19 protein-coding genes are annotated in these 21420 nt (G+C 50.7%); 18 read left to right on the top strand and 1 reads right to left on the bottom strand.

Annotated elements, in window-relative coordinates; translation table 11 throughout:
• The first annotated feature begins 19 nt into the window (after nucleotides 1-19).
• The 10 genes from rnc to ACR0QE_RS06120 all read left to right on the top strand — a co-directional run bounded on the left by rnc (nucleotide 20) and on the right by ACR0QE_RS06120 (nucleotide 14001).
• Nucleotides 20-712: a ribonuclease III gene (rnc, locus tag ACR0QE_RS06165; RefSeq protein WP_432627489.1), complete on the top strand. Its 693-nt coding sequence runs from the start codon at nucleotides 20-22 to the stop codon at nucleotides 710-712.
• A gap of 6 nt (nucleotides 713-718) precedes the next feature.
• Complete coding sequence (gene smc / locus ACR0QE_RS06160; protein WP_432627488.1) at nucleotides 719-4279, top strand: chromosome segregation protein SMC; 3561 nt, start codon at nucleotides 719-721, stop codon at nucleotides 4277-4279.
• 109 nt (nucleotides 4280-4388) lie between these two features.
• On the top strand, nucleotides 4389-5339 hold the full coding sequence (gene ftsY, locus ACR0QE_RS06155) for a signal recognition particle-docking protein FtsY (RefSeq protein ID WP_432627487.1): 951 nt from the start codon (nucleotides 4389-4391) through the stop codon (nucleotides 5337-5339).
• Between the two features lie 192 nt (nucleotides 5340-5531).
• The gene (gene ilvA, locus ACR0QE_RS06150; protein WP_432627486.1) at nucleotides 5532-6809 is read left to right on the top strand and encodes a threonine ammonia-lyase; all 1278 of its coding nucleotides are present in this window, start codon (nucleotides 5532-5534) and stop codon (nucleotides 6807-6809) included.
• Between the two features lie 160 nt (nucleotides 6810-6969).
• The gene (locus tag ACR0QE_RS06145; RefSeq protein WP_432627485.1) at nucleotides 6970-8226 is read left to right on the top strand and encodes a chloride channel protein; all 1257 of its coding nucleotides are present in this window, start codon (nucleotides 6970-6972) and stop codon (nucleotides 8224-8226) included.
• Between the two features lie 330 nt (nucleotides 8227-8556).
• The gene (locus tag ACR0QE_RS06140; protein ID WP_432627484.1) at nucleotides 8557-9873 is read left to right on the top strand and encodes an amidohydrolase; all 1317 of its coding nucleotides are present in this window, start codon (nucleotides 8557-8559) and stop codon (nucleotides 9871-9873) included.
• 208 nt (nucleotides 9874-10081) lie between these two features.
• Complete coding sequence (locus ACR0QE_RS06135; RefSeq protein WP_432627483.1) at nucleotides 10082-10915, top strand: ABC transporter permease; 834 nt, start codon at nucleotides 10082-10084, stop codon at nucleotides 10913-10915.
• Between the two features lie 15 nt (nucleotides 10916-10930).
• Nucleotides 10931-11968 (top strand): ABC transporter ATP-binding protein, encoded by a 1038-nt coding sequence (locus ACR0QE_RS06130; protein WP_432627482.1) that lies wholly within the window; start codon nucleotides 10931-10933, stop codon nucleotides 11966-11968.
• A gap of 33 nt (nucleotides 11969-12001) precedes the next feature.
• On the top strand, nucleotides 12002-13156 hold the full coding sequence (locus tag ACR0QE_RS06125) for an ABC transporter substrate-binding protein (protein WP_432627481.1): 1155 nt from the start codon (nucleotides 12002-12004) through the stop codon (nucleotides 13154-13156).
• A 65-nt stretch (nucleotides 13157-13221) separates the two neighbouring features.
• Entirely contained in the window at nucleotides 13222-14001 is a 780-nt protein-coding gene (locus ACR0QE_RS06120) for an ABC transporter permease (RefSeq protein WP_432627480.1), read from the top strand.
• A gap of 122 nt (nucleotides 14002-14123) precedes the next feature.
• Here the strand turns inward: ACR0QE_RS06120 and ACR0QE_RS06115 are convergent, their stop codons facing one another.
• Nucleotides 14124-15047 (bottom strand): carbohydrate kinase family protein, encoded by a 924-nt coding sequence (locus ACR0QE_RS06115; protein ID WP_432627479.1) that lies wholly within the window; start codon nucleotides 15045-15047, stop codon nucleotides 14124-14126.
• Between the two features lie 175 nt (nucleotides 15048-15222).
• On the opposite strand from ACR0QE_RS06115, the gene ACR0QE_RS06110 reads away from it, so the two are divergent.
• The 8 genes from ACR0QE_RS06110 (at nucleotide 15223) to ACR0QE_RS06075 (ending at nucleotide 21316) form a co-directional block, all read left to right on the top strand.
• On the top strand, nucleotides 15223-15933 hold the full coding sequence (locus tag ACR0QE_RS06110) for a GntR family transcriptional regulator (protein ID WP_432627478.1): 711 nt from the start codon (nucleotides 15223-15225) through the stop codon (nucleotides 15931-15933).
• 110 nt (nucleotides 15934-16043) lie between these two features.
• On the top strand, nucleotides 16044-17357 hold the full coding sequence (locus tag ACR0QE_RS06105; protein WP_432627477.1) for an amidohydrolase: 1314 nt from the start codon (nucleotides 16044-16046) through the stop codon (nucleotides 17355-17357).
• A gap of 151 nt (nucleotides 17358-17508) precedes the next feature.
• On the top strand, nucleotides 17509-18069 hold the full coding sequence (locus tag ACR0QE_RS06100; RefSeq protein ID WP_432627476.1) for a phosphatase PAP2 family protein: 561 nt from the start codon (nucleotides 17509-17511) through the stop codon (nucleotides 18067-18069).
• 113 nt (nucleotides 18070-18182) lie between these two features.
• Nucleotides 18183-18818, top strand: a complete 636-nt coding sequence (gene nth / locus ACR0QE_RS06095) for an endonuclease III (RefSeq protein WP_432627475.1) — start codon at nucleotides 18183-18185, stop codon at nucleotides 18816-18818.
• Between the two features lie 118 nt (nucleotides 18819-18936).
• Nucleotides 18937-19278, top strand: coding sequence for a YlxM family DNA-binding protein (gene ylxM, locus ACR0QE_RS06090; protein WP_432627474.1), 342 nt, complete (start codon nucleotides 18937-18939; stop codon nucleotides 19276-19278).
• 53 nt (nucleotides 19279-19331) lie between these two features.
• Nucleotides 19332-20705, top strand: coding sequence for a signal recognition particle protein (gene ffh, locus ACR0QE_RS06085; protein ID WP_432627473.1), 1374 nt, complete (start codon nucleotides 19332-19334; stop codon nucleotides 20703-20705).
• A gap of 123 nt (nucleotides 20706-20828) precedes the next feature.
• Complete coding sequence (rpsP, locus tag ACR0QE_RS06080; RefSeq protein ID WP_432627472.1) at nucleotides 20829-21071, top strand: 30S ribosomal protein S16; 243 nt, start codon at nucleotides 20829-20831, stop codon at nucleotides 21069-21071.
• A 17-nt stretch (nucleotides 21072-21088) separates the two neighbouring features.
• Nucleotides 21089-21316 (top strand): KH domain-containing protein, encoded by a 228-nt coding sequence (locus ACR0QE_RS06075; RefSeq protein WP_177978586.1) that lies wholly within the window; start codon nucleotides 21089-21091, stop codon nucleotides 21314-21316.
• The last annotated feature ends 104 nt before the right edge of the window (nucleotides 21317-21420 follow it).

The following is a 21420-nucleotide window of genomic DNA, read 5'->3' as shown; positions in this document are numbered from 1 at the left end:
TTACTTATAAGGAGAAAAAATGAATCGGGAATTAAAAGAACTGGAACAAAAGATTGGTTATCAGTTTCAGGATGAAAAGCTGTTTGCTCAGGCGATGACACACAGCTCTTATGCAAATGAGCATCGTTTAAGCAAGGCGGGATGCAATGAGCGTCTGGAGTTTCTTGGAGATGCGGTTCTGGAAGTAGTTTCAAGTGATTTCCTTTTTCACATGTATCCGGACAAGCCGGAGGGAGAACTGACGAAGATCCGCGCGAGCATTGTGTGTGAGCCGACGCTGGCATACTGTGCGGCTGACATTGATTTAGGATCCTATCTGCTTCTTGGAAGAGGCGAGGAGGCGACCGGAGGACGCGGACGCAACTCGGTTGTGTCAGATGCGATGGAGGCGTTAATCGGAGCGATTTATCTGGATGGTGGTTTTGCTAATGCAAAAGAGTTCATACACCGGTTTATTATGAACGACATTGAGCACAAACAGCTCTTTTATGATAGCAAGACGATCCTGCAGGAGATGGTGCAGGCTTCTACGGAAGATCATCTGGAGTATGAGGTTCTCCGTGAGGAGGGACCGGATCACAATAAGACGTTTGAGGTGCGGGCACTTCTCGGAGGTGAGGAGATCGGCCGCGGAACCGGAAGAACGAAGAAAGCGGCGGAGGCAGTTGCCGCTTACCGGGGAATTTTAAAGCTGAGAGATAATAAGGAATAATCGGGAATGTATTTAAAAAGCATAGAGATTCAGGGCTTTAAATCATTTGCAAACCGGATTCTCTTCGAGTTTCACAACGGAATCACCGGAATTGTGGGACCGAACGGAAGCGGAAAGAGCAATGTGGCGGATGCCGTCCGCTGGGTTTTGGGAGAGCAGAGAGTCAAGCAGCTGCGAGGGGGAACGATGCAGGACGTCATCTTTGCCGGCACACAGCTGCGCCGTCCGCAGGGGTTCGCTTATGTGGCGATCACGCTGGACAACTCCGATCATCAGCTCGCAGTGGATTTCGATGAGGTGACGGTCTCAAGACGTCTCTACCGCTCCGGCGAGAGCGAGTACCGCATCAATGGAACGGCCTGCCGCTTAAAGGATGTCAATGAACTGTTCTATGATACAGGTATCGGAAAAGAGGGATACTCCATTATCGGGCAGGGACAGATTGACAAAATCCTAAGCGGAAAGCCGGAGGAGAGACGGGAACTTTTCGATGAGGCGGCCGGAATTGTAAAATTCAAGAGACGAAAGGCACTTGCGCAGAAGAAGCTCGAGGATGAGAAACAGAACCTTGTCCGCGTGACGGATATTCTTGCAGAGCTTGAGAAACAGGTAGGACCGCTTGAGAGACAGGCGGAGACGGCAAAGAAGTATCTTGCACTGCGGGAGGATCAGAAGCGCTGTGAAGTCAACCAGTTTCTGATGGAGACGGAGGAGTTTCAGACGCAGGCAGGCCAGATCGATGAGAAACTTGAGATTGCCTCCTCAGATCTTTCGCAGGTTCATGCACAGTCGGATCAGCTGAAGGAATCCTACGGGAAACTCGAGGAGGAGACGGCAGAACTTGATCTTGAGATCTCGGAGAAGCGCACGCTGTTAAATCAGCACGAGATGGAGAAGGGAAACCTTGAGGGGCAGATCAACGTTCTTCACGAGCAGATCAACACGGAGAAGATGAATGCGGAGCACATCCGCTCCCGCATGGAGTCTGTGACCCGCGATTTGGAGGACCGCGATCGGCAGCTGGAGTCATATCGGGCTGCGAAGGAAGAGGCATCGGAGAAAGCCGGGGAGAGCAGTCTTCGCTTAGAGGCGGAGAGTGAAAACCTCCGCAGCCAGGATGAGAATCTTGCCTTCCTCGAACAGAAGATTGAGGAGGCGAAGAACGGCATCATCACGGCCTTGAATGAGAAGGCGTCTCTCGGTGCGAGAGAGCAGCGCTATGAGGCAATGCTTGAGCAGGTTCAGGTGCGCCGCTCTGAGGTCAGTCAGAAACTTTTGAAGATCAAGAGTGATGAGTCGGTTCAGGATGAGCAGATTGAGGCACAGCAGACGGAACTTGCGCGTGCCGGCGTAAAACTTGAGGAGATCAAGGGTGCGCAGGCGGAGAGCGAGAGACAGACGGCTCTGCTTGAGAAGACCTGCCGGAAGCTGCGACAGTCTCTCTCGGATGCACAGCAGGAGCAGAAGATCTCTGCTGCGAAACTGGATTCTCTTAAGAATCTTGCCGAGCGCTACGAGGGATATGGAAGCAGCACAAGGCGTGTGATGGAACAGAGAGAGCATTTCTCTGGAATTCACGGTGTGGTTGCCGATCTGATCACGACGAAAAAGAAGTATGAGACGGCGATTGAGACAGCGCTTGGCGGAAGCATCCAGAACGTCGTGACGGACTCGGAACAGACTGCGAAGGAGCTGATTGAGTATCTGAAAAAGAACCGCTTTGGCCGTGTGACGTTTTTGCCGCTCACAAGTATCGGTCAGGGCGGAGGATTCTCAAAGTCGGAAGCACTCACGGAACCGGGAGTCATCGGTTTGGCGAGTGATCTTGTCTCGACCGAGCCGCAATATCAGGTGCTTGCGATCCACCTGCTCGGACGGGTGCTCGTCGTCGATACGATTGACCATGCGATTGCACTCGCAAAGAAGTTCCGCTATACGCTGCGCATCGTCACGTTAGAGGGCGAGCTTTTGAGCGCCGGAGGTTCGATGACGGGCGGTGCGTTTAAGAACACGAGCAATCTTCTCGGAAGAAAGAGAGAGCTTGAGGAACTTGAGAATGCGTGTGTGCGCGCCGGGGAGAAGAGCCAGAGACTTGCACAGGAACTGAAGGAGCAGGAGAGTGCGCTTTCAAAGAACCAGAGGGAGCGCGCAAAGCTGAGTCAGTCGATGCAGGAGGCAATGGTCCGCTATAACACCTGTACGCTTGCGCTCAGACAGATTGAGACGAGGAGAGAGGAGATCCGCGAATCCTCGAGAGATCTTGTTCTTGAGAACGGCCAGCTCGAGACTCAGCTCAAGGAGATTGAGGCGAACCGGAGAAAAGTGAAGAAGGAGACAGAGCTTCTCGCGGAAAAAAATGAGGAGTTCAATCAGGAGATCTCCGAGAGAGGAAGAGAACTTGAGGAGGCGAAGCGCACGAGAGAGCGCGCATCGGAGAAACTCGATCAGATCCGTATGGAGGCTTCTGCGCTCAAGCAGAATGAGTTGTTTGCACAGGAGAATATCAAGCGTGTGCAGGAAGAGATCCGGAAACTGAGAGAGGAGCTTGCGCAGCTGCAGGGCGGAAGCGAGGGCTCTGAGGATGCGGTGGAGCAGAAAAAGAAGGAGATTGAGCAGATCCGGGCGAGAATTTCTGATTCCGCCAGGGAGAAGGAGGAGCTTTCCGCCACTCTTGAGAAGAGACTTGCCGAGCGGGAGGCAAAAGGAAAACGTCAGAAAGAATTTTTCGACCGGCGAGAAGCGCTTACCGGGCAGATCAGCCAGCTTGACCGGGAAGTTTTCCGTCTGCAGAGCCAGAGAGAAAAACTAGAGGAAAAGCAGGACGGACGGATTCATTACCTCTGGAATGAGTATGAGCTCACGCCGAGTGTCGCAAAGAATCTTAAGGATCCGGCACTCACGGATCTTTCAGAACTTCGCGCGCATGCGGAGTCTTTAAAACAGCAGGTTCGGTCACTCGGAAATGTCAATGTCAATGCGATTGAGGCATACAAGGAGATCTCGGAGCGCTACCTGTTTATGAAGGGGCAGCATGAGGATCTCGTCCAGGCGGAAGAAGCACTCGTAAAGATCATTGAGGAGCTTGATCTCGGAATGCGCCGCCAGTTTGAGGAGAAGTTTAAGGAGATCCGTCAGGAGTTTGACCGGGTCTTTCAGGAACTCTTCGGGGGCGGCCACGGAACCCTGAATCTTCAGGAGGACGAGGACATTCTCGAGGCGGGAATTCAGATCATTGCACAGCCGCCGGGCAAGAAACTGCAGAACATGATGCAGCTGTCGGGAGGAGAGAAGGCATTGACTGCGATCTCTCTGCTGTTTGCGATTCAGAATCTCAAGCCGTCCCCGTTCTGCCTGCTCGATGAGATTGAGGCGGCGCTCGATGACTCGAACGTTGACCGTTTTGCGGGATATCTTGGAAAGCTGACAGCAAACACACAGTTTATCGTTATCACGCATCGACGCGGCACGATGATGGCGTCTGACCGTCTCTACGGAATCACGATGCAGGAGAAAGGTGTTTCCACGCTGGTATCGGTCAGCCTGATTGAGGACCAGCTTGAGGAATAGAGTTAAAAGGTCGTTAAACGGTAACAGTAACAACTGCAACAATGTTTGAAAAGAAAAACATAGATTTCTGTGACAGAATGTATTAAAATCGACTTATGGAGGTGGACGAGTGGAAGAAAAGAAGAAAAAGGGATTTTTCAGCCGTCTCGTGGAGGGGCTGAACAAGACGAGAGAGAACATCGTGAGCGGAATGGATTCGATCTTCAGCGGATTTTCCTCGATTGATGAGGATTTCTACGAGGAGCTCGAGGAGACTCTGATCATGGGCGACCTTGGAATCAAGACAACGACGACGATCATGGAAGATCTGCGCGCAAAGGTCAAGGCCCAGCACATCAAGGAGCCGTCTGAGTGCCGAAAACTTCTGATCGATTCGATCCGGGAGCAGATGAATCTCGGAGAGAACGCCTATGAGTTTGAAAACCGCAAATCGGTTGTCCTCGTCATCGGTGTCAACGGTGTGGGAAAGACGACCTCCGTCGGCAAACTTGCGGGTCAGCTCAAAGATGAGGGAAAGAAAGTGATTCTGGCAGCGGCAGATACCTTCCGTGCGGCAGCGATTGAGCAGCTGACGGAGTGGGCAAACCGTGCCGGAGTTGAGATCATTGCCCAGCAGGAGGGATCCGATCCGGCAGCGGTCATCTACGATGCGGTTGCAGCGGCAAAGTCCCGCCATGCGGATGTTCTGATCTGTGATACGGCAGGCCGTCTCCACAACAAGAAAAACCTGATGGAGGAGCTGCGCAAGATCAACCGGATCATCGATAAGGAATATCCGGATGCTTATCGCGAGACTCTCGTAGTTCTGGACGGCACAACCGGACAGAATGCGATGGCACAGGCAAAACAGTTTATGGAGGTGGCGGACATCACCGGCATCATCCTGACAAAACTGGATGGAACCGCAAAGGGTGGAATTGCCGTGGCAATTCAGTCAGAGCTGGGAATTCCGGTGAAATATGTGGGAGTTGGAGAGAAGATTGAAGATCTTCAGAAATTCGATTCCGAAGACTTTGTAAAGGCCCTTTTTGAGACCTCAAAGACAGAGCAGACAGACTAGAAAGAAGACAGCAGACAAAGGAAAAACGGTGGAACCGGTTTGCCAGGTGTGCAGAATCGGTCCGCCGCAGAGACAGAATGAAGAACAGCTGTAAAAATCGCTCAGAGGACAAGTCTGACGAATAAATTTGACAGATAAATTTGACGGACAAATCCAGAGCCGATGGCAACAGCGGGAAAAGAGGGAAAAGACATGGATCAGGAAAAGAACGAGAAGAGCAAGGTAGAAGAGAGCAGCGAGCAGGAGCTGACACTTGAAAAATTTGAGGAGGCTTCCGAGATTGTCAAGGAAGTGACTTCCGAGACAAAGCTGATTTACAGTGAGTATTTTTCTTCCATTACCGGAAACAAGGTATATTTAAAGCCGGAGAACATGCAGTATACCGGAGCTTACAAGGTGCGCGGAGCTTACTATAAGATCAGCACGCTTTCCGACGAGGAGAAGAAGAAAGGACTGATCACCGCTTCTGCGGGAAACCATGCACAGGGTGTTGCTTACGCGGCAAAGCTCGCGGGAATCCCGGCAACCATCGTTATGCCGACGACGACCCCTCTGATGAAGGTGAACCGCACGAGAAGCTATGGGGCAGAGGTTGTGCTCTACGGAGATGTGTTTGATGAGGCCTGCGAGTACGCATACAAGCTGGCAGATGAGCATGGATACACCTTTGTTCATCCGTTTAACGATCTCGACGTTGCAACCGGACAGGGTTCCATCGCCATGGAGATCATCAAGGAGCTGCCGACCGTAGATTACATTCTGGTTCCGATCGGTGGAGGCGGTCTGTGCACCGGCGTTTCCACACTGGCAAAGCTGCTTAACCCGAATATCAAGGTAATCGGTGTAGAGCCGGCAGGCGCAAACTGCATGCAGGCCTCCCTGAAGGCAGGTCATGTGCTGACGCTTCCGAGTGTCAACACGATCGCTGATGGTACCGCAGTAAAGCGTCCGGGCGAGAAGCTCTTCCCGTATATTCAGAAATATGTGGATGACATCATCACTGTGGAGGATTCTGAGCTGATCGTAGCCTTCCTCGATGTTGTGGAGAATCACAAGATGATCGTTGAGAACTCCGGTCTTCTGACTGTGGCAGCCCTCAAGCATCTGAATGTGAAGAAGAAAAAGATTGTCTCCATCCTTAGCGGCGGAAACATGGATGTAATCACCATGTCTTCTGTTGTTCAGCACGGTCTGATCCAGAGAGACAGAATCTTCACCGTTTCTGTTCTGCTTCCGGATAAGCCGGGTGAGCTTGCGAAGGTTGCTGCCCTGCTTGCAGGTGAGCGCGGAAATGTCATCAAGCTCGAGCACAACCAGTTTGTCAGCATCAACCGAAATGCAGCCGTTGAGCTTCGCATCACGCTTGAGGCAGAGGGAACCGATCACAAGAATAAGATCGTTCAGGCGCTCAGCGATGCGGGATATCGCCCGAAGCTTGTGAAGTCAAAGGGAAGCTGCTACAACGAGTAAAAAGAAACAGCAGAATAGCAAATATGGCAGCCGGGTGTCTCTGAGGGATATCCGGCTGTTTGTCGAGAAAGACCCGGATATGTTTGGCTTTTTCTGCTTGGAGCTTTGAAAATTCAGGTATGGTTTGAGAGACAAAAGAGGGAAAGGGAAAAGGGGAAAGATGGAAGGATACAAGGAGAAAACCCCGCTTGGGGCAAACATTCATTATTTTATCAAATGGACGCTGATCTCGGTTGTGACGGGATGCCTCGTCGGTCTGGTGGGAACTGCTTTTGGCAAGGGCGTCGCATTTGCCACAGGTTTCTGGCAGAGCCACCACTGGAGTCTGTTTCTGATGCCGGTTGTTGGTCTCTTCATTGTCTGGCTGTATCGCGTCACAAAGGAAGAGAAAAATCGCGGCACAAACATGGTGATTGACTCGATCTCTTCTAATGAAAAGATCACACTTGCAACGGCGCCGCTGATCTTCTGCTCAACCATTTTGAGCCACTGTGTCAGCGCATCCGTCGGAAGAGAGGGAGCGGCCCTGCAGCTTGGCGGTGCGCTCGGAGATCTGTTCGGAAGTGTTCTGCACCTCGATGAAAAGGACAAGAAGATCGCGGTGATGTGCGGAATGAGTGCCTGCTTTGCTGCCGTGTTTGGGACGCCGCTTGCAGCGGGTGTTTTTGCGATGGAGGTCGTGAGCATCGGCGTTATGTACTATGCAGCTCTCGTGCCGTGTCTGTTTGCTTCGTTTATCGGGGCAGGGATTGCAGGAAAACTCGGTCTTGCGCCGGAGGCATTTCCGGTCAGCGAGGTTCCGCCTATGAGCATTGCCGGCGCAGTCTTTGCTGTGATTTTAGCGATGGTCTGTGCCTGCGCGGGAATTCTTCTGTGTGTCTCTCTTCATAATAGTGGAAAATTTGCCCAGAAGCTTGTGCCGAATCCCTACCTTCGCGTGATTGCGGGAAGTGCGGTTTTCATTGTGCTGACGCTGATCTTCAAGGAACGCTATTACAATGGCGGAGGGATGCAGCTGATTGAGCGGTGTTTTGAGGGGGAGAGTGTTCCGGTCTATGCTTTTCTGATGAAGATTGTATTCACTTCCGTAGCTCTGAGCGCCGGATTTAAGGGAGGAGAGATTGTTCCGACTCTGACGGTCGGAGCAAGCGTCGGTTACCTGTTGACGAGTGTGCTTCCGCTCCCGTCCTCGCTTGGAACTGCGATGGGAATGGCTTGTCTGTTCGTGAGCGTGACGAACTGTCCGGTTTCCACGATTCTCATGGCATTTGAACTGTTCGGATTTGAAGCAATGCCGTACTTTGCGATTGCAGTTGCAGTCAGCTTCACACTCTCGGGATATTATGGGCTGTACAGCAGTCAGAAGTTTATTTATTCCAAGATTCGCAATGAGTATATCAATCGAAAGTCTCACTAAAATTTTGTTAAATGAGTGGTTGCTTGGGCAGTTTCAGGTATTTTTGGATATTTTAGGATATTTTGTGGGCGCCAACGGCAGAGTAAGTCATGCAAACGCGCTCTCGCTCCGTGCAAATCAGCGGAAGCGTCACTGGCGCTTCCTCGATACGCAGAGCGGACGTAGCGGTGCATAAGACCGTAAAGGACACGGTCTGAGCACCGACGGTTCGCAGGGGTTTGCATGGACTTACTGCCTTATGGCGCCGGATAGACCGAAATTGTGTGCCAGATTTTGATGAGTGTCGATTTGAATAAAATTGAGTTTACTTTCATAGAGAAGGAGGAAAAGATGAAGACAAAAATCAATCATGCATGGGTTTTGACAATGAATCAGGAATTTCAGACGTACCGGGATGGGTATGTTGTGATGGAAGATGGAAAGATTGCTGAGATCGGGGACGGAGAGGGACCGACTGAGGTAGATCAGACTGTGGATGCCGGGGGCGGAATCCTGATGCCGGGCATGATTAACACGCACAGTCACATCTCGATGATTCCGTTTCGCTCGATGGGAGATGACTGCCCGGACCGTTTGAGAAAGTTTCTCTTTCCTCTTGAACTTGAAGCGATGACGCCGGAACTTGTGTATCGGGGAGCGCGCTATGGAATCTGCGAGCTTCTTCTTGCGGGTGTGACGACGATCACGGATATGTACTATTTTGAAGAGGAAGTTGCCAGAGCCTGTGAGGAGATGGGGATCCGCGCCTGGGTCGGACAGACGGTCATCGACCAGCCGACCTGTGATGCGAAAAATGGAAGAGAGGAACTTTTGCGCTGCGAAAAGTTCTTGAAAGCGTGGTCCGGCCACAGCCGGGTGCGCCCCATGGTTGCACCACATGCGACAAACACGAATCCGCCGGAGCTTTTAAGAGAAGCCTATGACCTTGCAAGACGCTACGGGACGCTCTATACCCTTCACGTCAGTGAGATGGACTATGAGATGACGATGTTCCGCGATAAATATGGAAAGACTCCGATCGAGTTTCTGTATGATCTCGGGGTGCTCGGACCAGACACGCTTGCCGTTCACTGTATCCATGCGACGGAGAATGATGTGCACTTATTTGCAGAGACCGGGACAAAGGTTGCCCACTGTGCCGGAGCAAACATCAAGGCGGGAAAGGGAATTGCACCGGTCAAGGAGATGTTAGAGGCGGGGGGTGTCGTGGGAGTCGGTACCGATGGACCGTCCTCCGGAAATACGCTCGATCTCTTTACCCAGTTTAAACTGATCGCAGGGCTTCAGAAGACGCGCTACCACGATCGCAGTGCGATGCCGACGCAGAGTATCGTCGCAATGGGAACGCGTCAGGGTGCGGCTGCGCTCGGAGCAGAGGCTGAGATTGGAACGATCGAGGTCGGAAAGCGCGCAGACCTTGTTCTTGTCGAGACAAAATCGGTCAACATGTTCCCGGTATACAATCCGTATGCGGCGCTTGTCTACGCTGCAAATGCTTCCAATGTGGACAAGGTCTGGGTGGACGGAAGACTCCTTGTCGATGATCACAGACTGGTGGAAGTGCAGCTTGAGAAAGAGAGAGACGAGCTGATGAGGCAGATGCCGGCATTTGTCCGTCAGGCTGAAAAGTATGCGGATATTCTGTAAAAGTTACAGTTGACTTTTGAATCACATGATGATATGGTATATTCATTAGAAAACGTGATAAGAGTTGAACTAAATATAAGTGGGACTGTTTAATAAAAGCAAATTTGCTTATAAATGAAGAGTCCCTTTTTGATTGGCATCTTGTCATTCAAATATATTTCGTTTGCCCTGACATCATGATTTACATGCAGAAAGGTTGGGAAGACCATTGTTAGAGAAGAAGACAAAGATTTATCTGTTGTTCATTCTGCCGGGCTGTCTGTTCCTTGCGGTATTTATGCTGATTCCGCTGTTCTCCCTCATTTTCAAGACGTTTTTTGATGAGAACGGAGCATTCTCCCTGGTGAATTATTTTACCCTGCTTCAAAGTACGTATTTTCAGCAGGTATTTTGGCGAAGCATCCGCCTGAGCCTGATCAGCACAGTAGTCTGTGCGGCACTGGGATTTCCGACCGCCTACTATATTTCCAAGTACTCGAAGAACAAAGGGGTGCTGATGGCACTCGCCGTTTTCCCGATGTTCACGAGCCCGGTTATCCGTTCTTTCAGCTGGATGGTTATTCTTGGAAAGAAGGGAATTGTGAATCAGATGCTCGTCTCGACGGGACTGGTACATAAGCCGGTCAGCCTGCTCTACAATGAGTTTTCGATGATCGTCGGCTTCATTCAGCTCTTTCTTCCGCTGATGATTCTCTCCCTGATCGGCGTGATGGACAACATCTCGGAGGATCTGAATCTGGCAGCGGGGAGCCTTGGCGCTTCTAAAATGGCGACGTTCCGCCACGTTGTTCTGCCGTTAAGCATTCCGGGACTTGTGACGGGAAGCGTTCTTGTGTTCACCGGATGTCTGACCGCGTACACGACCCCTCAGCTCTTAGGAGGTACAGACACCCGTGTGCTTGCGACGATGATTTATCAGCAGGCGATGTCACTGGGCGACTGGACACAGGCTTCCGTGGTTGCGGTAGTGATGATTGTAGTGACGATTCTTGTATCGAGCGGAATCAGCGCGATCAGCCGCAAATTAAACCCGACGATTTGATAAAAGGAGAAGATTATGGCACTTCTGGAATTACAGAATATTACAGCTGGATATGACAAAAACATCATTCTGAAGGATTTGAACTTTCAGGTGGAGAAAGGAGAGCTCGTCTCCCTGCTCGGATCGAGCGGATGCGGCAAGACGACGACGCTTCGCCTGATTGCCGGATTTTCAAACCCGATCGACGGACAGTTTATTTTCGACGGAAAAGACTACACGAATGTTCCGCTGAATAAGAGAAATTTCGGATTTGTGTTCCAGAGTTATGCGCTGTTTCCGCACATGACAGTTTTTGACAATGTGGCATTCGGACTCCGGATGAGAAAAACTCCGGAGGATCAGATCAAGAAGGAAGTTCTTGAGATGCTTGAGACGGTGGATCTGAAAGGATTTGAGAAGCGTTTCCCGAAAGAGATGTCAGGCGGACAGCGTCAGCGAGTTGCTCTTGCGCGTGCGCTTGTGATTAAGCCGGATCTTCTGCTTCTCGATGAGCCGCTCTCGAATCTGGATGCAAAACTGCGTGTGAAGATGCGTGTGGAGATTCGCCGTCTTCAGCAGAAGTTTGGATTTACCGCAATTTACGTCACCCACGATCAGGAGGAGTGCTTTGCGATTTCCGATAAAGTTGCAATCATGAATCACGGCGTGATTGAGCAGATGGATACCCCGTCTGCGATCTACAATCATCCGAAGACAGAGTTTATCGCTCATTTCGTCGGATTTGAGAATTTCCTGGATTTGAAGAAGACCGAGACCGCAGGCATTTACCTTGCAGATGACGGAACGAAAATTCAGGTGATGGATCAGAAAGACGGAGAGAAGCTGCGCGGCTGTATTCGTCCGGAGGACATTCAGATTGTTCCTGCGGGCTCCCAGGCACCGAATCAGATTGTTGGAGAAATTCTGGTAAGTACATTCCTTGGAAAGCGCAATCAGTACAACGTGCGCACCGCAATCGGTGAGTTCGAAGTCAGCACGGACCAGGAGAGTGTTTACAAGGCGGGAGACAAAGTGGCACTGTCTCTGACACCAAATAAAATCATTTTGCTTTAAAATTTTGTTTTCACAAAGGAGAGGAAAAGTACTATGAAAAAGAAAATCATGAGCGTTGCAATGGCAGCACTGGTGACCGCATCCCTGACCGCATGCGGCGGTTCCACAAAGGAGGAGACAACCGCAGCTGCATCTGAGGCAGAGAAGACAACGGAAGCTGCACAGAGTGAGGCATCCGAGGCAGGCAGCGAGTCCGCTGACACCGCAGATCTGGGAAATTTTGAGGGTCAGGAGCTTCGCATCTCTACCTTCTCTTTTAACGCAGAGCTGCTGCAGAAGAACGTTTATGATCCGTTTGAGAAAGCAACCGGCTGCAAGCTGATTGTAGAGGGTGGAAAGAACGCAGAGCGTGTGACCAAGATCAAAGAGACTCCGGACAACTACGATGTTGTAGTAATCGGTGATTCTTTTGTTGCAGATCTGATTGACCAGGGTCTGATCGATACCATTGATTCCACAAAGCTGACCAACTTAGATGGCCTGTATGACGTAGCAAAGGCACCGTTCGGCGAGGAGTATGGTCCGGCTTACACCTTCAACCGTCTGGGAATCGTGTATGATAAGTCCACCTGCCCGATCGAGATCAAGTCCTGGGAAGATCTGTGGAATCCGGAGCTTGAGGGTTCCATCGCAATTCCGGATATCACAACCACAACCGGTCCGCTGTTCTACTACTCCGTTGCAAAGATGGAGAACCTGACTCCGGGCAAGGATGATGATGCAATCTTCGCAAAGATGGAAGAGTTAAAGCCGAACGTTATGAAGACTTACACCAGCGCAAACGACACGATCACGATGCTGAATCAGGGTGAGATTTCCGTTGCTGTTCTGCTTGACTATTCCTACACTTCCGCAAAGTCTGCTTCTGACGACTATGTATGGGTAGATCCGACTGAGGGAAGTTACAGCGGTTTCAACACAATCAACATCATTAAGGGAACAAAGAACAAAGAGCTGGCAGAGGCATTTGTAAACTTCTACATCTCCAAAGAAGTTCAGGAGGCAGAGGCACTTGACGGTGTGGACGCTCCGGTTCGCAAGGATGTAGAGCTGACTGAGGAGCAGGCAGCAAACTTTACTTACGGCGAAGAGATGATCAGCAAGCTGCAGATCCCGGATTGGGCAGTCATCAACGAGAACAAGGCTGACTGGACCAACCGCTGGAATGAGCTGTTCTCTGTACAGTAAGCGTATTAAGCGTATCTTTCGGAGTGCATCGACTGGAACGCAGAAAAAAGAGGAGCAAAGACATCATGAAAAAGAGTAAATCTCTGTTAGCCGTCACTGTACTGGTGTACATCTTTCTGATCGGCCCCCTGCTTGTTATTATGGCAGCATCTTTCAGCGAGACGAACTATCTGAAATTCCCGGGTGAGGGATTCACGCTGGAGTGGTATCGCCAGATTCTGAAAGTGAAATCATTCGGCAGTGCGGCAAAATATAGTACAATCATTGCATTTGCAGCCACGTTTATCGCCCTGATGTTGGGTCTTCCGGCAGCTTATGCATTAAACCGTTACCGGTTCAGAGGAAAGGAAGTCATCAAGGGAATGTTCCTCTCACCGGTGCTGATCCCGGTGATTGTACTTGGATTCGTGATGCTGCGCTACGTTGTGAACCGGTTTCACCTTCCGGCTCTGCCGAGCCTTTTAATCGGTCACACAATCCTTTCGATTCCATATGTCATGCGCGTGATTACGTCGAGTCTTGCAAACTTTGACTTCTCAATGGAGGAGGCAGCAAGGATTCTCGGAGCAGGAAGCGGATATACGTTTTTCCACATCCTGCTTCCGAACATCAAATCCGGAATTGTCTCTGCCTGCATCATGGCAGTGATCAACTCCTTCAACAATGTATCGCTCTCTGCCTTCCTCACAAGCGCAGGGGTATCCGTTCTGCCGATTGAGATGATGTCTTATGTGGAGTATCATTTTGATCCGACGATTGCGGCACTTGCGACTCTGATGATGGTGATTACACTGGGCGTTATGCTGATCATTGAGAAGACACTGGGACTTCAGAGTGTCGTATAAGGCACTGAGTGACGCGAAGTAAAAACATACAGGGCTGCTGCCTGCATAGAGAAAATCCATCTGGAAATTCTTCTATGAGGCAGCAGCCCTTGTTTGATTTCTGCTTGTTTTATGAGAGTTTTCTAGTTCGTGGAAGATGCGAGTGCTTTCGGAAGCGGCGGAAGAAGTTCTGCCGGAAGTGTGCCGCCCTTGACGCCGACGATCGCGGAAGAAACCTGATTGGCGTAGGCGATCGCATCGTGAAGCGGGATGTCGAGCGTCAGACAGGCGAGGATCGTTCCGATGTGGGAGTCGCCGGCGCCGATTGTGTCGACAATTTTTTTGGCAGGGACAGGCGGAACGAGATAGGAGGTTCCGTCTTTTTCCATACAGAAGGCACCATCTGCGCCGAGTGTGATGATGACGGTGTTTTGGGTCTTTTCATGGAGGATGCGGGCAGCTTCTTCTACCTGATCACTTCCGCTTAAATCCATCGCCTCCTGCTCATTAATGTGAAGCATCGGATGAAGCGCCATCATTCTCGCGGTGCGCTCGGGCGAGATCCGTTTTCCGCGCGGTCCGGGGGCATAACAGACCGTAAGAGACGGATGTTCCTCCAAATATTCGATCAGATTTTCACCGGTCGGTTCCTCGATCTCAAGGCCGCAGACGTAGACGAGATCGTATCCGTCTGCCGGATAGGGTTCCATCCATTCTTTCTGGAAGGTGTATTCCACACCGTGATAGGAGAGAAAGGTCCGTTCGCCGGAAGATTCGACAAGGCAGTAGCAGCAGCCATTTTCCTGATCGGGGACGGAGACGGAGATCGGGATGCCTGCCCGTTTCATGTTGGAGGCAACATAGTCGCCGAACATTCCGCTGCCGACCGGAGTGAGAAACGTGTGCGGAGCATGGAGAAGACGAAACATCTGTGCCGTGTTGAAGGCACATCCGCCGAGAGCCATGCTCTGAGAGGTGGGGCGGAGATTTTCCTGCGTGGTTGGAAGATGATCGACATTGATGATGACATCCACACAGGTGGAGCCGATGATAAGCGCTGGTTTCATGAAAGTAAGCCTCCTGAAAGTGAATTTTGAGCAACAAATAGCTGTTTATGATACAGTAACTTATTTATTCATTATAGGTCAGGAACGGTGTTCCATCAAGAGCGATGCTTGTAGAAATATAAAAAATGTTTTATAATAAGGGACAGAGATTTTACGGGAAGGGAAGAGCGGGCAGATGATTCTTGTACTGGAAAAGAAACGGAAAGAATCGGCAAAGGAATATATTATGCGGATTCTCGTTGATAATATTGTCAATGTCAGATTAAAGCCGGGGGATCAGCTTCTTGAGCGGAATTTTTGTGAGCTGTGTGGTGTGAGCCGGACACCGTTCCGCGAAGCGCTTTTGGAGCTGGCGCAGAGACATCTTGTGGAGATCCGTCCGAAGATCGGCACCTATGTTTCCTATATAGACATGGATCTCGTCGATCAGGTGCGCCATATGAGAAGTGTTCTGGAGTCGGAGCTGGCGAGAATGGCGTGCAAGATGGTCAGCGAGGAAGATTTAGAGAGACTCCGGGCAAATATTGTGCGCTGGGAAGCGTGTGTGGAGGCAGACGAGACCGAGGAAAGCCTGATTCTGGACAAGGAATTTCATGGAATGCTCTATGAGTTCTGTGGCAGAAGCTACTGGTATGAGCTTGCGGAAGGGCTTGCACCGCATTTTGACCGGACTTCGACGCTCAAATACCAGTGCAGGCTCGCAACCGAGAATGTGATTCAGGACCATGAGGAGCTGCTTCATGCGATTGAGAACCGGGATGAGGAGAAAGCGGCAGAGATCGCGCGCCGCCACTTAAACCGCTATACAGAGAATATCGAGGAGATTCGAGAACATTTTCCAGATTATTTTGTTCCAGAGACGACGTTTTTGTCAGGCAAAGAGTAAAACGGATAAAAAAGAGACAAACAGATAAAAAAGAACGATGACGGAGCGATAAAAAGGCAGCAAAGAGACAGGAAAGAGCGACAGCAGAGAGAACGAGAGGAGAAAAGACGATGTACGAGAAGATTACCGAATATGCGCGGACGCTTGATGAGAAGAGCCGGGCGAGAAGACGAGATTTTCACAGGCATCCGGAACTGGCATGGTATGAGATGAGAACTTCGGCAATCATCGCAAAGACACTGACAGAACTTGGATATGACGAGGTTCTGACGGGAAAAGCGGTTTGTCTGGAGTCTGCCCGCATGGGAGTTCCGGCGGCGGAGAAACTTGAAGAACATGCGAGAGAGGCGATCGCGTGGGGCGCACCGCAGGAGTATCTGACGGATGAGATGAAGGAAGGTTATACCGGAGTCATCGGAATCCTGCACTGCGGGGAGGGACCGGTTGTGGCGCTTCGTTTTGACATCGACTGTCTTGGAATGAAGGAGGATGAGACAGAGGAGCATCGCCCGTACCGGGAGGGATTCGCGTCGGAACATCCGGGGTGGATGCATGCCTGTGGCCATGACGGCCATGCAACGATCGGTCTCGGAGTTGCGGAAGTCCTGATGAAGATGAGAGATCAGCTCCACGGAACAGTCAAACTGATTTTCCAGCCGGGCGAGGAGGGTGGAAAGGGCGCGCGCGCGATTGTTGCCCACGGCCATCTCGACGATGTGGATTACTTTATCGGAACTCATGTTGCGCCGAGCGGCGGGCCGGATGACGGAGATGTGACGCCGGGAACCTGGGGATCCCTCGCAAACTGGAAGTATGATGTTCACTTTTACGGAAAGGCTGCGCATGCGGGTGGATTCCCGGAAAAAGGCTGCAATGCGATCGTTGCAGCGGCGAACGCGGTTCTCAATCTCTATGCGATTCCGCGCCACAGTGATGGTATTACGCGCGTCAATGTCGGCGTGATTCAGGGAGGTACTGCGAGAAATGTGATTCCGGACCATGCTGTGCTTGAGATGGAAGTGCGGGGAGCGACGACGGAGATCAATGCCTACATGAGTGAGCAGGCGAAACGGATCTGTCAGGCAGCGGCGGATATGGCGGGATGCCGCTGTGAGATGGTGCTTCAGGGCGGCGGAGAGTCCCAGCAGAGTGATGAGGACTTCCTTGCCTACATTGGCAATCTTGTGCGTGAGCAGCTGCCGGATTTGAAGGTCAGCAGCTGTGAGAATGCACAGAACTGGGGAAGCGAGGATATCTCCCTGATGATGAACTGCGTTCAGGCACATGGGGGAAAGGCCACTTACATGAGATCCGTGACGGATATGGCATCTGCACAGCACACGACGGCGTTTGACTTTGATGAGAAGGTGCTTGTCGATGCAATTCGGGTCTTTTCTGTGATTGTGTGTGATCTCTTAAAGTAGGGCGATCAAAGCTGTTTCGGAGAAGTGAGTGGAACAAAGTCCGAGAATGCTCAGAACAAGTTCACAGGAAATGATAGAAGAAAAAGAAAAATACGTAGAGGAATCACAGAAAATGATTCAAAATGGATTTGAGAAGGGCAGGTGAGCGAAGATGGAGATGGTGACACAGCTGGATCTTCAGGTTCTGTTATGGATTCAGAATCATCTGAGAGCGGAGTCGTGGAATGGTTTCTGGAGAGGAATCACCATGCTTGGAAATGCCGGCTGGTTCTGGATTCTGTTCACACTGGTTTTGATTCTCAATAAAAGAACAAGAATGGTGGGAATCGCGTCGGCGCTCTCCCTGCTCTTTGGATTTCTTGTGACGAATCTCGCGTTGAAAAATCTGGTGGCGCGCGTCAGACCGTATGATTTTTCCAATCAGATCCTGCCGTTAATTGCGCGCCCGCGGGATTACTCATTTCCATCGGGACACACCTGCGCCGCCTTTGCCTGTGCGCTGATCTGTGTTCATCTGCTTCCGAAAAAGGCGGGGATTCCGGTGCTGATTCTGGCGGTGCTTGTGGCGTTTTCGAGACTCTATCTCGGCGTGCATTATCCGACGGATGTGCTTGGTGGTTTTCTTGTCGCACTGGTCGGGAGCAGTCTGGTCTTAAAGACCCGCCCGAAATGGGAAATGCGCTTTGCAGGGAATGAGGTTTGCAGAAAGTGAGAAAAAGAAGATCAGGGACAGCAGCTCTGAGTTAATATTAAGAACAACTGTGGAGAGTATTAAACAGTTTGAGATCAGTTAAGAATAGATGCTTGCGGGAGGAATAGTGAAAAATGACGAAACAGGAACGGACTCTGGAGATTATCGAGAGACTTAAGAAAGCGTATCCGGATGCGGACTGTACGCTCAATTATGAGGAGGCATGGAAGCTGCTTGTCAGTGTGCGTCTCGCGGCGCAGTGCACCGATGCGAGGGTCAATCAGGTCGTGCCCGCTCTCTTTGAAAAATATCCGAGTCCGCAGGCGCTCGCAGAGGCCCCGGTGGAAGCGATCGAGGAGATTGTAAAACCCTGTGGACTTGGACACAGCAAGGCGAGGGACATCAGCGCGTGTATGAAGATGCTCTGTGAGAAATTTGGCGGAAAGGTGCCGGATGATTTCGACGCACTGCTCTCGCTTCCGGGAGTCGGAAGAAAGAGTGCCAATCTGATGATGGGCGATGTGTTTGGCAAGCCGGCGATTGTCACGGATACCCACTGCATCCGTCTTGTGAACCGGATGGGACTTGTGGATGGAATCAAGGAGCCGAAGAAAGTCGAGATGGCTCTTTGGAAGCTTGTTCCGCCTGAGGAGGGCAGCGACTTCTGCCACCGCCTTGTCTGGCATGGACGGGAGATCTGCACAGCGCGCACGAAGCCGTACTGTGACCGGTGCTGTTTAAATGACATCTGCCCGAAGGTAGGGGTGTAACTCAGAGGGGAGACAATCCCCCTCCTCCCTTTCTGTATGAGTGGAAAAAAATAAAAGGTGTAAAGAAAAAATACTTGACACCGAAAATGTTTTCATGTATGATATCCAAGGTGATGTTATGGAAAGCATTGTAAAACAGAGTCTTCTGTATGATTTTTACGGAGAACTTCTCACGGAACATCAGCGCAACGTCTACGAGGATGTGGTCTTCAACGATATGTCGCTGAGTGAGATTGCGCAGGAGCAGGGAATCAGCCGACAGGGCGTGCATGATCTGATCAAGCGCTGTGACCGGATTCTTGCCGGATACGAGGAGAAACTTCATTTGATTGAGAAGTTTCAGGAGACGAAGCAGCTGGTGACAGAGATCCGGGAACTGACACAGAAGTTTCAAGAGACAAACGACAGAAAATTGATTGAAAAAATAGAACAGATTTCCAGCGACATCATAGATCTGTGATGCGAAGGCAAGACTGACGCAGAAACAGCGAAAGCTGGGCAGGAGGATGTTAGATGGCTTTTGAGAGCTTATCCGATAAATTGCAGAATGTATTTAAAAACCTGCGAGGCAAGGGCCGCCTGAGTGAAGCGGATGTAAAGACCGCGCTGAAAGAAGTCAAGATGGCACTTCTTGAGGCGGATGTCAGCTTCAAGGTTGTCAAGCAGTTCATAAACTCCGTTCAGGAACGGGCAGTTGGTGAGGAAGTGCTTGGATCCCTTCAGCCGGGACAGATGGTAATCAAGATTGTAAATGAAGAGCTCGTCCGACTGATGGGTTCTGAGACAACGGAGATTGCGCTTCGTCCGGCAAGTGAGATCACCGTCATTATGATGGCAGGTCTTCAGGGTGCAGGTAAGACGACGACCACGGCAAAAATTGCCGGTAAGATGAAGGCAAAGGGCAGAAAACCACTTCTGGTAGCCTGCGATGTCTATCGTCCGGCAGCCATTCAGCAGCTGCAGATCAATGGAGAGAAGCAGGGAGTACCGGTTTTCTCCATGGGTGAAAATCAGAACCCGGTCAACATTGCCAAAGCTGCCGTAGAGCATGCATCAAAGAATGGATACAATGTTGTGATCCTCGATACAGCCGGACGTCTTCATGTCGATGAGGGCATGATGGAAGAGCTGGTCAATATCAAGGAGACGGTTCATGTCGATCAGACGATCCTCGTTGTCGATGCGATGACCGGACAGGATGCGGTCAATGTGGCATCGAGTTTCCAGGAGAAAGTCGGAATCGACGGCGTGATTTTAACGAAACTTGACGGTGATACCCGAGGCGGTGCGGCTCTCTCGATCCGTTCCGTGACAGGCAAACCGATTCTCTATATTGGTATGGGAGAGAAGCTCTCCGATCTGGAACAGTTTTATCCGGATCGAATGGCATCCCGAATCCTTGGAATGGGCGATATCCTGACCCTGATCGAGAAGGCAGAACTTCAGGTCGATGAGGAGAAGGCGAGAGAGATGAGTCAGAAACTGCGGAAAGCAGAATTTGACTACAACGATTTCCTCGAGCAGATGGCTCAGATCAAGAAGATGGGCGGTCTCGGAAGCATTATGAGCATGATGCCGGGAATGGGACAGCTCAAGGGCGGTCTTCCGGAGGTGGATGAGAAATCCATGGACCGGATTGAGGCGATCATCCTTTCCATGACAAAAGAGGAACGGGCGAATCCCGCTCTGATGAATCCTTCGAGAAAGCAGCGCATTGCGCGCGGCGCCGGAGTGGACATCAGCGAGGTTAATCGAATCGTCAAGCAGTTTGACCAGATGAAGAAGATGATGAAACAGCTTCCGGGCATGATGGGCGGTGGAAAGAAGAACCGCGGCGGCCTTGGAGGTCTCGGAAACATGCTGGGCAAATTTAAAATGCCTTTCTAAGCACAGGATAAATGACTGGGCGCGAAAGGTCAGTAAATGTGATAACAATACAGGAAGCTGTATTTGTTGATAAAAAAGAAAACAGATCAAGAGATTGAAAGAAAGTCAAGGAGGCTAATTAAAATGGCAGTTAAGATGAGATTAAGAAGAATGGGCGCAAAGAAGAATCCTTTTTATAGAATCGTTGTAGCAGATTCCAGATCCCCGAGAGACGGAAGATTCATCGCTGAGGTTGGTACCTACGATCCGAACCTTGAGCCGAGCGGAATCAAGTTCAACGAGGAAGAGACCAAGAAGTGGCTGGCAACCGGTGCTCAGCCGACCGACCGTGTAGCAAAGCTGCTGAAGACTGCTGGTATTCAGTAATTTAAGTGGAGACAGCTATGAAAGATTTGGTTGAGGTGATTGCGAAAGCATTAGTAGACAATCCGAATGAGGTGGTTGTCACCGAGACTGAAAAAGACGGCGAGACTGTGATTGAACTGAAGGTTGCCCCGTCCGATATGGGCAAGGTGATTGGCAAGCAGGGACGCATTGCAAAAGCAATCCGCTCCGTTGTCAAGGCGGCTGCTTCAAAAGAAGAAAAAAAGGTTGTTGTCGATATTCAATAGCCGATTTGGCTGTCGCTGGGAGATTCCCTGCGGCAGCTTTTTTGTATGATAGGAAATTGCCCTGACCCATTTTTTATATGACAGGAAATTTATATTTTTAGGAG

The organism is Brotaphodocola sp., assembly GCF_050873065.1.
Lineage (GTDB): Bacteria > Bacillota > Clostridia > Lachnospirales > Lachnospiraceae > Brotaphodocola.
This window is presented reverse-complemented; position numbering and strand designations above follow the sequence as displayed.